The sequence below is a fragment of the Sphingomicrobium aquimarinum genome, assembly GCF_039655735.1.
Lineage (GTDB): Bacteria > Pseudomonadota > Alphaproteobacteria > Sphingomonadales > Sphingomonadaceae > Sphingomicrobium > Sphingomicrobium aquimarinum.
The window spans coordinates 1-12,388 of the sequence record NZ_JBBYXH010000003.1 but is presented as its reverse complement, the minus strand read 5'-3'; the positions used below and the strand labels follow the sequence as shown (position 1 = coordinate 12,388).

The 12,388-nt window shown below is 62.6% G+C and carries 11 protein-coding genes; 6 read left to right on the top strand and 5 right to left on the bottom strand.

Going from position 1 to position 12,388, the window contains the following annotated elements; genetic code table 11:
- Window positions 1-66: 66 nt before the first annotated feature.
- Window positions 67-786, bottom strand: coding sequence for a helix-turn-helix transcriptional regulator (locus tag WJS89_RS12075; RefSeq protein ID WP_346341229.1), 720 nt, complete (start codon window positions 784-786; stop codon window positions 67-69).
- Window positions 787-949: 163 nt separating this feature from the next.
- Here WJS89_RS12075 and WJS89_RS12070 point away from each other — a divergent pair, with 163 nt between their 5' ends.
- Window positions 950-1,324 (top strand): VOC family protein, encoded by a 375-nt coding sequence (locus WJS89_RS12070; RefSeq protein WP_346341228.1) that lies wholly within the window; start codon window positions 950-952, stop codon window positions 1,322-1,324.
- A 44-nt stretch (window positions 1,325-1,368) separates the two neighbouring features.
- Here the strand turns inward: WJS89_RS12070 and WJS89_RS12065 are convergent, their stop codons facing one another.
- From WJS89_RS12065 to WJS89_RS12055, 3 genes are read right to left on the bottom strand one after another with little or no spacing between them, the layout of a single operon-like run.
- Complete coding sequence (locus WJS89_RS12065; protein ID WP_346341227.1) at window positions 1,369-3,504, bottom strand: TonB-dependent receptor; 2,136 nt, start codon at window positions 3,502-3,504, stop codon at window positions 1,369-1,371.
- A gap of 37 nt (window positions 3,505-3,541) precedes the next feature.
- Window positions 3,542-3,742, bottom strand: coding sequence for a hypothetical protein (locus tag WJS89_RS12060; protein ID WP_346341226.1), 201 nt, complete (start codon window positions 3,740-3,742; stop codon window positions 3,542-3,544).
- A complete protein-coding gene (locus WJS89_RS12055) occupies window positions 3,739-4,914 on the bottom strand; it encodes a PepSY-associated TM helix domain-containing protein (RefSeq protein WP_346341225.1) in 1,176 nt (391 codons plus the stop codon). Before WJS89_RS12055 ends, WJS89_RS12060 begins: the two co-directional genes overlap by 4 nt.
- A gap of 89 nt (window positions 4,915-5,003) precedes the next feature.
- On the opposite strand from WJS89_RS12055, the gene WJS89_RS12050 reads away from it, so the two are divergent.
- The 5 genes from WJS89_RS12050 to WJS89_RS12030 all read left to right on the top strand — a co-directional run bounded on the left by WJS89_RS12050 (window position 5,004) and on the right by WJS89_RS12030 (window position 11,531).
- Window positions 5,004-5,309, top strand: coding sequence for a hypothetical protein (locus tag WJS89_RS12050; RefSeq protein ID WP_346341224.1), 306 nt, complete (start codon window positions 5,004-5,006; stop codon window positions 5,307-5,309).
- Window positions 5,306-6,778, top strand: coding sequence for an ATPase domain-containing protein (locus WJS89_RS12045; protein ID WP_346341223.1), 1,473 nt, complete (start codon window positions 5,306-5,308; stop codon window positions 6,776-6,778). Before WJS89_RS12050 ends, WJS89_RS12045 begins: the two co-directional genes overlap by 4 nt.
- Window positions 6,779-6,811: 33 nt before the next feature.
- Window positions 6,812-9,148 (top strand): hybrid sensor histidine kinase/response regulator, encoded by a 2,337-nt coding sequence (locus WJS89_RS12040; protein WP_346341222.1) that lies wholly within the window; start codon window positions 6,812-6,814, stop codon window positions 9,146-9,148.
- A gap of 416 nt (window positions 9,149-9,564) precedes the next feature.
- Complete coding sequence (locus tag WJS89_RS12035; protein WP_346341221.1) at window positions 9,565-10,620, top strand: fatty acid desaturase; 1,056 nt, start codon at window positions 9,565-9,567, stop codon at window positions 10,618-10,620.
- A 209-nt stretch (window positions 10,621-10,829) separates the two neighbouring features.
- Window positions 10,830-11,531 (top strand): ATP-binding protein, encoded by a 702-nt coding sequence (locus WJS89_RS12030; RefSeq protein WP_346341220.1) that lies wholly within the window; start codon window positions 10,830-10,832, stop codon window positions 11,529-11,531.
- 54 nt (window positions 11,532-11,585) lie between these two features.
- On the opposite strand, the gene WJS89_RS12025 is transcribed toward WJS89_RS12030, so the two are convergent.
- The coding region (locus WJS89_RS12025) for an SDR family NAD(P)-dependent oxidoreductase (RefSeq protein ID WP_346341219.1) at window positions 11,586-12,388 on the bottom strand (803 nt) is incomplete at its 5' end.

Sequence of the window (12,388 nt, the reverse complement as noted above, 5' to 3'; positions counted from 1 at the left end):
ATCCGCACGGTGAGAACGCGATGCTCCAGTGGAGCGCTGGTGACCTGCAAAGACAGACCAGGATCTTTAGTCGCCCGCTGCTCTAGCAGCGGACGAATAGCGGGCACGCTCGATCACCATAGCCTCGTTCCACCGGGCTCGTAGACCATTGAAGCTCTCCGGAATTCTGTCTTCGAGCGTTTCTACCGATACCATTTGATCGGTGCGAAAATATCGGAATGCCTGTCGCAACTCACACCATGCGGCAAGAATGCGACCAGCGTCACGATAACCGAGCACTACCGGCCAGATAACGCGTTCGCTCTTCGCACCTTTCGAATCCCGATACCGAATCTTCAGCTTCTTCCGAAGGCGGATCGCCAAGCGAATCTCTTTCGCGCTGATAAGCTCGTCGGATGGTTGGGGCGGTGCGACGCTTGTCGATTGTTCGCGCAGGCCAATCGCAAATTCGCGCGGAACGACAGCCTCTATCTTTGCCAGCAAGCGTTTTGCAGCCTCCGCCAGTTCGGGTTCCCCACGCGTCGATACCCAACTTGCGCCGAGCGCGGCAGCGTCGATCTCGTCCTCCGTCAACATCAACGGCGGCATGTCAAAGCCGCTCTCCAGCACATAGCCGACACCAGCTTCGCCGCGTATGGGAATTCGCCGCGCGATGAGCGAGGCCATGTCGCGGTAAACCGTTCGGATGGACACTTCCAGATCGGCAGCGATCGAGCCGGCCGAAACCGGATTTCGTGCCTCCCGCAAGAGCTGGATGATCTCAAAGAGGCGGTCGGCGCGTCGCATAACCCAAGCTCAAGCGAATGATGCTGACACCATGCTGTCAGTAGCGTGCAGATATCAAGCGGAAGCTCGATGGAGGTGCTTGATGAATCGATGTTTCGTGGCGGCGCTTGCTGCCTTTCTGTTGGTCCCATCCCCATCAATCTCTCAACCGGACGAGGTGACGATGATCGAAACGCAGCGCTTTGGACTTTATGTCCTGGTCGAGGATGTCGAACAGTCGGTAGCGTTCTACGAGGCGTTGTTCGCCAAAAGCCCCCAGATAAGAACGCCGGCGCTCGTCGGCTTCGACGTGTCGGGAGGGCTCTTCGGCATCGTCGACCGTGCAAAGTACGGGGAAGGATCAACGTCCGGCAACAGCGCTCGGCCCTACATCAGGGTCGTTGATATCGATCAGGCCTTTACACACGCTCAAACACTGGCTGCGGACGGGATCGAACAACCGGGTATCGTGAGGGAAGGCCCCTTCAGTTTCTTTCGCATGTCTGACCCTGACGGGAACGTGCTTGAATTTTTCTCCGTCGATCCACCAGCCGAATGAACGGCCTTGTCCAGCCGCTGGCCTCGGGAGACGGCACTGCATTCTCAAAAATCAATCGACAACGAAGCCTTCGCGGTCCGCGGCGCTCCTTGAAGGAGGGCTGGATTGAACGCGTCGAACGCACTTGCCCAGTAGGCCTCGTCGGTGACGTTATCGATCGTCAGGCGAAGCGTGAGCGGTGCATCGCCGACCGCGAAAACGTATCGTGCGCCCAGGTCGAGGACGGTCCAGTCGCCGAGTTGCAGCGTGTTCGCCGCGTTGGCCTGCTGCTCCCCGGTATGCGTGAGACGGCTATTTAGGGTTAGTCCGGGGAGGCCGTGTACATCCCACTCAACATTGGCGTTGGCAGCGAATTGCGGCACGCCGGGTGCCTCCAATCCGCTGTCGAAGCCGGCATCGGCCAGGGCGACGCCGGTGATGATGCGCAGGCCCGGCATGGGTTCGCCGTTGAGGGTGATCTCGAGGCCTTCGTTGCGCTGCTGGCCGAGATAGGCGAAGCGCGTGCCGCCCGTTCCGTCACTTTCGAAGCCCTCGCCCGGACGCTCGATCCGATAGATGGAGAGGGTCGCGAACAGGGCCGGGTCGAAATAGACCTTCCCGCCGATCTCGAATTGGGTCGACATGCGCGGCGCGAGCACGGCGCCGGGGTTCGAAATCTCGGCCTCGAGCGGCGCCACTGCGCCTTCCTGCAGCGCCTCGATATAGTTGGCATAGAGCGACAGACCGTCCACCGGCTTCACCACGAGGCCGGCCACCGGCGTGACCGCGCTCTTCGCATATTCGGCGTCGAGCGCACCGCCAAAATAGCTGAAGCGCTGGATGTCGAGATGCTGGAGGCGCGCACCCGCCGTCAGCAGGATCCGCTCGTCCCACAGGCCGATCGTGTCGGACGCGAACAGGCTCCCCAGGCGCCGTTCGGTGATCGGAAAGGGATCATCGAGGTCGCCGCCGGCGAAAGCGGTCGGTTGGAGCGCGACCTGTTGGGGGGCGTAGAGATTGGTGTCGAAGGGGGAATAGAAATCGTAGGCGGTGCGGTCCTGCTGCCAAACCATGTTGCCGCCGATATTGACGCTGTGCGTCACGCTCCCGGTCGAAAAGCCGGCACGCACGCCCGTCTCTAGCGCCGCGCTATCCTGTTCGTAGGGGATGAAGGAGTGGAACCCGCTCGAGGCTGCGCCGGTCGCGGCATCGAGGACCTGGATGCCGCCGTAGATCCCCTCCTCATCGCCGCGGCGGGCACCCGCCTTGGCATAGACCAAGGTATCGGCGGCCACATCGACTTCGAGGTTGAGGGTGCCGAACAGGTCGGCCAGCTCGGTATAGGTATAGTCCTGCGCATAATTGTCGCTCGCGCCGGGGACCTCGGGAATGGAATCGGCGAGCAGCGTGACCTTGGGACGCAGGCTGTCGACGCGCACCGCCTGGTACGCAAGGTCGAGCGAGGCCCTGACGGCTCCCCCATCATAGTCGACCGCTCCGCCGATGACGCCGACGCGACGATCCTCGCGGTCGATCGAGACCTCGCCATCGCGGTAGGCACCATTGATCCGCACGCCCCATTCACGCCCCGCACCGAAGCGCCGCCCGACATCGAAACTGCCCCCGACATGCCCCTCGCCGACGAAGGTTGCGGTCGCACGCGTGCGATCTTCGGCGGCACGCTTGAGGAGCAGGTTGACGCTGCCACCGACGCCCGATCCGCCGGGCGCCGCGCCGTTGAGGAATGCCGACGAGCCATTCAACACCTGGACCTGTTCGAACAGTTCGGGTGCGATCAGCTGGCGCGGCGCGATGCCGTACAGCCCGTTCACGCCGACATCGTCGCCGAATAGCGAGAAGCCTCGAATGACGAACTGTTCGGCCGCATTTCCGAAGCCGTAGGTCGTGCGGACGGTCGGATCGTTCTCGAGGACTTCCCCGATCGTCAGCGGTTGCTGGTTGTAGATGAGCGTCTCGTCGAAAGCGCGGATGTTGAACGGAAGATTCTCGGCCGCTTGGTCGCCGAGCGCACCGGCGTCGCCGCCGTTGATCACCTCGGTCGCATTGTCGCGCTGCGCCGTGATGACGATCGTCTCGTTCTCGTTCTCGTTCTCGCTCGCATCCGCCTGTTGCGCCGCGGCCGGCGTTGCGAAGAACGTTGCGATGGCAAGGACGGAGCAGGCGCAGAAATGCATATTCATGAGAGGAAATCCTGTGGTGATCGAATGAAAAGGAGGTTCAGCCGCGTCGGGCCCACGCAACGGCCAGAGCGAACAGGGGGACGCCGAGCAGGACCCACGCCAACACGTCGCGCAAACCGCTCCCGGTAAGGCCCGACACAAGGCCCACGATCGTGGCGAGGAGAAGCGCGAGGGGAATCGCGAAAACGCTGTGGAGGGAGGCGCGCGGCGTGCGGCGGTGGCGGGCGGGCGGGATCATGCGACAGTCCTCTCCGCCGACGCCGGACTGCGGCCCGCACCGGCCAGGATTTCGTCGACGCGGCGATCGACGTGGCCCGGTCGACGCCGGAACCAGAGTCGCAGTCCGGTCCACAGAACCCAGATGGTCAGCAGCGTCATCGCCGCCCAGAGGAGTTTGAGGACTAGCCCGCCATAGTCGCCGAAGTGCAGTGGCTTGGAGAGCATCAGCGCCTGGTTGAGCGCGGGCATGGCACGAGCGTCGGTAAGCTCGCCAGTCCGCGCATCGACCAGCGCCGGGGTCAGCAGGTTCTGCGTGAGCGGTCGGTCGCCCTGGAAGAAGATCGCGTAATGCTGGGGAGTGCTCCACGCCCCGCCGGGGAAGCCGATGAACTGCGGGGAGCGGCCGGGAAGCGCGCTCTGTGCGCTCCGCATCGCCGCATCGATCGAACCGTAGCGGGCCGGTTCGAGTGCGGGTTCGTCGGCGTACCGGGCGGTCATTTCGGCGAGTTCGCCGGTCTGCCAGCGCTCGGTCAGCGGATCGGCGAGGGCGTTGATGATCCCGGTGATGCCGACCACCAGCATCCAGCCGAGGGCGACGATCCCGACAAGATTGTGCCGATCGAGCGTCCGTGTGCGCGGGCTTCGTCGTTCGCGCAACGTCCCGAACGGCAGTCTCCGCATGAAGGGCGCGTACAGCACGACCCCCGACGCGAGCGCGAGCACGAAGAGGAACCCCATCGCGCCGAGGAACAGCATCCCCGGCAAACCCAGGAAGAGATCGGTATGGAGCGTCAGGACGAATTCCATGAAGCCGCCCGTGGGCGCGGGGCCGAGCGCTTCCCCGCTCGCGCGATCGAAGAACAGGAGCGTCATCTCGGACCCCGGGGCATCCGGGGATGGACCCGTCGTCACGGTCAAGAGCGGACTTTCCTGACTGAACGCCATGAACAAGGGCACTTCACCCGGGCGTTGTTCGAGTGCGGACGACAGCATCGTGTCGAGCGGCTGCCCGTCCGAGGCCGAAGCCGGACCCGAAAGCGACGCCTCGTAATCCTCGCCCAGCAAGCCGTCGATCTCGTCATGGAAAATCAGCGGAAGCCCGGTGGCGCAGAGCATGAGCAGGAAGGCGGTCGATACGAGGCTCGACCACTTGTGCATGAGAAACCAAAACCGGATCGTGCGGCGCTTCATGCGGCCACCGCGTATGAGCGCGATCGCGACAGGTCAATGATAATCATTCTCAATAGCAACTAGCTGGGGCTGTCTATCGGACTTCCGCGATGAAAGGCCAAAGCGTCGAATCAGTGGCGGAGCCTCTCGATCGACACGACCCCGTTCTGGGCGTGGAAATTGTCCTATTTCGGCGGATAGCGGGACTTCTCCAACACCATTGCGAGGCCACATCGAACGGGCTAAATAAAATCCCGCAAACGCTTGATTGGCGTATCGAAAATTCGGTCTCGAATGTCCTCGATGCGCTCCGACATGAAAAAGCCAAGCAACTTGTTGTCGTCTCGGCACAATTGGCCGATCCCACTGCGCGTCCCAACACTGAGTTCCTGCTGCGAGAAGGCGACCCGTTATGATCGAGAATGCTCTTACGGGTGTCGAGGGACTGGACGACGTCACCGCCGGAGGACTGCAACGGGGGCGGATCTATCTGCTCGAGGGAAGTCCGGGCGCCGGCAAGACGACGATCGCGACGCAGTTCCTGCGCGAAGGCGCGAAGAATGGCGAACGGGGCCTCTACATCACTCTTTCCGAGACCGAGGAAGAGCTTCGCAGCGGCGCCCGATCGCACGGATGGGAAATCGACGGATCCATCGAAATCTACGAACTCGTCCCGCCCGAGACGCTGCTGGACGAGAACGAGCAGCAAAGTCTTCTCTACTCGTCCGACCTGGAGCTGGGTGAAACCACGAAGCGGATCTTCGAAGCGTTCGAGCGGGTCAAACCCGATCTCGTCGTGCTCGATAGCCTGTCCGAAATTCGCCTGCTCGCGCAAAGTTCGCTCCGCTATCGGCGACAGATCCTTTCGCTGAAACATTATTTCGCGAAGCACCGCACGACCGTTCTGCTGCTCGACGATCTGACGACCGACGTGCTCGACAAGACCGTCCATTCGGTCGCCCATGCCGTGATGCGGCTGGAGGAATCGGCTCCGACCTATGGCCCGGAACGCCGGCGGATGCGCGTGATCAAGTATCGCGGACGTCGGTTCCGTGGCGGCTTTCACGACATGATCATCGATACCGGTGGGGTGAAGATCTTCCCGCGCCTCGTGTCGTCCGAGCATCACCGGCCATTCGAGCGAAGCACGGTCGGGACCGGGAACGAGGAGCTCGACAAAATCCTCGGCGGCGGTCTCGAACGGGGATCGAGCGCGCTCATCCTGGGACCCGCCGGGACCGGCAAGTCGCTCCTCACGCTGAGCTTCGTCCAGAGCGTCGTCGATCGCGGCGAACGCGCCGCGATGTTCGTGTTCGATGAGGAACTGGGTCTGCTCAAGCAGCGTGCCAAAGGTCTCGGCATCGACCTGCAGGCCATGGTCGACAAGGGCCAGTTGTCGCTGGATCAGGTCGACGCAGCGGAACTGACGCCGGGACAATTCTCGCAACGGGTGCGCGAGCAGGTCGAGAACAACGACGCCATGACCGTGGTGATCGACAGCCTCAACGGCTATCAGGCTGCGATGCCCGAGGAGCAGGCACTCATCCTGCACATGCACGAGCTTCTGCAATTCCTGAACCGGCGCGGAGCCTCGACCTTTCTCACGGTCGCGCAGCATGGATTGGTCGGCGATATGCGCACGCCGGTCGACGTGACCTATCTGGCGGACACCGTCATCCTGCTTCGCTATTTCGAAGCGGCGGGTCGAGTGCGACGCGCCTTGTCGGTGGTCAAAAAGCGCACCGGCTCGCACGAAGATACGATCCGCGAATTCACCATTTCGCAATCCGGAATCGACCTCGGGCCACCGTTGACCGGCTTCCAGGGGGTCCTACGAGGCGTCCCGACATTTGTCGGGGATGAAACACCGCTCCTCGATCGTTGACGCGGGATGCACACTACCCGATCCGAGAGAGCCTTGATCTTTGCGCCCAATGGTCGGGACGCTCAGTTGGCGGCCTCGATGCTGCGCGAAGGCGGGATCGGGTCCGATATCAGCGCCGACATCACGCACTTTGTCGAAAGCCTTCAGGCCGGGGTGGGACTCGCCGTCATTACCGAGGAAGCCTTTCTCAACGTCGACCTCAAACCCGTGGTCGAAACTCTTGAGCAGCAGGAGCAATGGTCCGACCTTCCGTTCATTCTTCTGACCAGCCAAGGCGGGGGTCTCGAACGAAATCCCCGTGCGCAGCGCTATCTCCAGGTCCTGCGCAACGTCACCTTCCTCGAACGCCCGTTTCACCCCACGACGTTCGTCAGTCTTGCCCGCGCCGCGCTACGCGGCCGCCAACGCCAGTACGATGCCCGCGCCCGCATCCTCGAGATTGCCGATCGCGAAATGGAGTTGCGCGATGCGTTGAGTGCAGGCGCGCTGGGCCAATGGACGCTCCACCTCGCGGACATGCGGCTCGAAGCCACGCCCGCGTGCAAGGCAATCTACGGTCGCGAAAAGGATGCGCCGTTCACGTGGGACGACTTTCTGGAGGGCATCGATCGAGAGGATCGTCCGAAGGTTGACGCGGCCATTGCCGCTTCGCTCGTCGAAGAACAGAATTACGAAATCGCGTTCCGCTTCCATCGCCCGAATGGCGACATCTGCTGGGTCCAGGCCCAGGGGCGCCCCCTGTTCAATAAGTCGCATCGTGTCACACGGGCGACGGGCGTCGTGCGCGACATCACCGCCCAGAAAGAGGCCGATGAGCGCCTCCGCGAGAGCGAGCGACAGTTCCGAACGCTTGTCGACAGCATTCCGACATTATGCTGGGTCGCCCACGCCGACGGGTCGATCTACTGGTACAATTCGCGCTGGTACGAATATACCGGCACGACCGAGGCTTCGATGCAAGGCTGGGGGTGGCAATCGGTTCACGATCCCGAGATCCTTCCATCGGTCATGGAGCGGTGGAAACACTCGATCGGGACCGGCGAGCCCTTCGAAATGGTCTTTCCGATCAAAAGCGCGTCGGGGACCTATTCGCCGTTCCTCACCAGGGTCGTTCCGGTCAAGAGTTCCGAGGGCGACGTGGTGGGCTGGTTCGGGACCAATACCGACATCACCGCCCAGCAGGAGGCCGAGAAGGCCCTTCGCAACATCGCCGACGATTTGGAACGCCGGGTCGAAGAGCGAACCCGCAAACAGCTCGAGACGGCGGCGCAACTGCACGAGGCGCAGAAGATCGAGACCATCGGCCAGTTGACGGGCGGCATCGCGCACGACTTCAACAATCTTCTCACGCCCGTCATCGGTACGCTCGACCTGTTGTCGCGGCGGGAGAATGACGAGAGAACACAACGCCTGATTGCCGGGGCGCAGGAAGCATCCGAGCGGTCCCGCACCCTGATCTCGCGTCTGTTATCCCTCGCGCGCCGCCAGAAGCTGGAGGCGCGTCCGATCGACGTCGGCAAACTCGTCGAGGGAATGGTCGATCTGATTCAACGCTCACTTGGACCGCGTGTCGAAATCGACCTGAAACTGACGCCCGACGTTCCGTTGGCGATGGTCGATCCCAACCAGCTCGAGCTCGCCTTGCTCAATCTGGCCGTGAACGCGCGCGATGCGATGACGGACGGCGGGACGCTGACCATCGCCGTCATGGTCGATCCCGCGGACCCGGGGCTCGTTGCCCTGTCGGTCGAGGATGATGGGTCGGGCATGGACGATGAGACGGTGGCGCGCGCGATCGAGCCCTTCTATTCGACGAAAGAGACCGGAAAGGGTACCGGGCTGGGTCTCTCGATGGTGCACGGACTCGCCGCGCAGTCGGGAGGCCGACTGGACATCGAAAGCGAAGTCGGTGTGGGGACCACCGTGACGTTGCATTTCCCGTCGGCCACCGAGGATGCGATCGACGAACCCGTCGCGGAGAGGGGCGTCGCCGAGCGCATCCCTCCAAAGCGCATTCTTCTCGTCGACGACAACGAGCTGGTCCGCCGGTCGACTGCCGAGATCTTGCGTAGTGAAGACCATGCCGTGACCGAGGCCGATTCCGGCGAAAGCGGATTGCGGATGCTCGACGCGCACGTTTTCGACGTCGTCATCTCCGATTATCTCATGCCGGGAATGACGGGTGAGGAATTTCTGGAGCGCGCCAAATCCAAGAACGCAGATCTCGTTCTCTTACTCATCTCCGGATACGCAGAAGGCATCAGGAATTCCGAATTCGTGCTGCTCTCGAAACCCTTCCGACCCGATGAACTGAATTCAGCTCTCCGCGCTGTCAGTCTTGCGGGGGCGAACGCTTCCGAGGTCGGGTAGAGCACCCAATTCGGGGGCGCGCGGATGGCTGTGCGAGGATGATGGTTGGGCAAAGCCCATCAGCCCGATGTTGTTATCAGGGGCGCCAGAACGCATGTCGACGCGCATCGAGCGTATCTTTCGCTGGCCAAGGGTGTTGGAGTAGTGCAGGTTGTCGACGCAGCGTCAGTCATTTCGGACGTTACTCAACGCGATGGAAGCGCCACCACGTCGGGCGAGGGGTGCCTGTCGCGACGGGGGCGCTGGATCGGCCGGCGCTGCGCCTGCCCAGCAACCGTTGATTGCGATCAATACCGGTCGAGCCGAAAAATGCTAGGCGGCTCGATCAGCCCGCGAGTGCTCGCCGTTCGTTCGAACGAACCACAGCGGGCCCTATCGATTTCCATGACGAGTAGAGTGAGTTTCGTTTGACCCAGATGTACGATCGCTCCCGCATCGCGAGCCTCGAGATCGAGCGCGACCCATCCGATTTGAAGGTCTTGGGAAAGCGGTTGTCCGGCCACGCCAAGCCCTGGGTGATGCGCAGCGTCTTCGAGCTTGTCGTGACGCTTGGCCTGTTGCTGGCTGCATCCACGGTCATGCTGATCGGCGTACAGGCAGGCTGGCCTCTTGTTCTCCTTCTTGCAGCCCCCGCCGGCGGATTGCTGTTGCGGCTCTTCGTGATCCAACACGACTGCGGGCATGGCGCCTTCCTGCCTACACGACGGGCGAACGATCTGGTGGGAGCCTGCCTGGGGGTCCTGACCTTCACTCCCTATCGGGTATGGAAGACGTCGCACGCCAGTCACCATGCCACGTCGGGCAACCTCGGGCGACGTGGCACCGGCGACATCGACACGCTCACCGTCGCCGAATATCGATCGCTGTCGCGATCCCGTCGCCTTGTCTACCGGCTCTACCGGCATCCCATCGTCATGTTCGGTATCGGGCCTGCCTATCTCTTCCTGCTGCGTCACCGATTGCCCGTGGGCCAGATGAAGGCCGGCTGGCGACCGTGGACGAGCGCAATGGGAACCAACGCCGCGGCCCTGGCCCTGTTCGGCGCGTTGTCGCTGGCCTGGGGAATCGGCACGGTCGTGCTGGTTCTTCTTCCCATCGTCCTCGTCGCCGCGACGTTCGGCGTCTGGCTGTTCTTCGTCCAGCACCAGTTCGAGGAGACGTCGTGGTCGGACGAGAAGGAGTGGACCTTCCATGCTGCCGCGATCTACGGCAGCAGCTTCTACGCATTGCCGCGCTTGTTACACTGGTTCAGCGGAAACATCGGCTATCACCACATCCACCACCTCGTGAGCCGCATTCCCTTCTATCGGCTGCCGGACGCCATGAAAGAGACGGAAGCGCTCAGGGGGATAGGGCGGGTGACGTTGGGCGAAAGCTTTCGCAACGTTCGCCTAGCTCTTTGGGATGAAGATCGCCGTCGCATGATCTCGTTCCGAGCCGCCCGCAAGCTGGCGTCCGCCGGCGCCGTCTGAGCGCTCCCAGCGCGGTCGGTTCTTCGAGGATGATGTTGCTGGCAATCTTGAATATGTAGCGTCTGTACGGAACTTGATCCGCCTTAAGGTTTCGCCCTGCCACGAAGTTATGATCCCGTGGGAACATCAGGACACGGGGCGTCATGCAAGAGGAACCGAAATCATCTAAAAGCGATCGTCGGGCTCCATCGGTAGCGATGGAACGTCGAATGCTGGGCCTCTTCGCCCCCTCCAATGGCAAAGCCGAATCATCGTACGTGGAGTGTGAAAACACAAACCAACCGCTTTGGCAGGCCGATGCCGTCCACCGCGCCCGCAACATGGCGCAGTTGGCGATGTCGCTAGCGGACGTCGGGTGCCACCCATCGCGTGCCTGGCTGGATTCCGAGGAGGCGGACGAGATTCGATCTCTGTCGACCTTGTTCGCGGAGCTTTCGAGGATCGAAGGCCGGTCGGCTGACGTCGAATGCGGCGACATTCTTTCCGCTATCGCAGTTGGGCTCACACGCAGCTTCGGAAAGGCGCGCGGTATCCGCTGCGAATTGAGGGTCGGCTCGGTGAAACTGCCACCGGAGAAACGTCGTGCCCTGGTTCTGATCGCGAGCGAACTCGTCATCAACGCCCTGAAATATGCCTTTCCTAAGGGGCGTGGCGGCCGGATCGAGGTCGTCCTGCACACCGATCACGAAGGTATTCGGCTGGAGGTCAAGGACAATGGAACCGGGAAGCGCGCAAAAGCGGAGAAGGGCCAGGGCAGCGCTCTGATGCGGCGCCTGAGCGAGGTCCTTGGCTCGCGTTTCGAGGCGGACGTGGGTCTGGAAGGAAAAGGATACGGCGTCGTCGTCCTGGTCCCTTCGAGGGGAGCGCAAGCACCGCTTGATCGGCAAACCCCCTTTATGCGCGACCGATGAGGGCGCGTCCCATCGGAATTCCCGACTGGCGTTGCCGTCCCCAGCGCGCTTCGGTCATTTCTCGACCGCGGGCTCCATCATCCGGCGATGGACTTTCGCCATGATCTCGTCGGGGATGATCCCGGCGGCGAGGAACTGCAGCTTGTTGAGAAATCCGCTGACCTCCTGCGTCTCGCCGTCGAGCATGGCCTGATAGCCATCGCGCGCGACTTTCCTGGGGTCTGCCTTGGGCGCATCGCCCATCCCGCCGGCGTCGAGGTCTGCGCGCTCGAAGAATTGCGTATCGGTCGCGCCGGGAAGCAGGCTGGAAACGGTTACCGCGCTGTCCTTCAGCTCTTCGGCAAGCCCCACCACGAAGTCGTCGATGAATGCCTTCGTGGAATTGTAGATGAGGTTGAAGGGCCCGGGCATGGCCCCGACGATCGACCCGGTGACGAGAATGCGTCCGTGGTTCGCCTCCAGCATCCTTCGGCCGACCTGGTGGATGAGCGAGATGGTACCCGTCACGTTGGTATCGAGGATGGACTTGATCGACCGCCAGTCGGTCCCGAGGAACGTCCCGCCCTGACCATGACCGGCGTTCGCGATCAGGGCATCGACGCGCCGCATGCCGATGGCCTCGATGAGCGCGTCGACGCCGTCTTCCGTGGCCAGATCGGTGCGCAGCGTTTCGACCTCGCTCGCTCCCGCCTCCTGTGCGGCAGCCACTCCCTCGTCCAACGGACGATCGGCGACGAGAAGCAGCGCGGCTCCATCCTCGCCCGCCCGCCGCGCGAGTTCGAGGCCGATACCGCTCGACGCTCCCGTGATGACCGCGAAGCCGTCGAGCCTGTCGATCTTGTTCTTGCTCACGACGT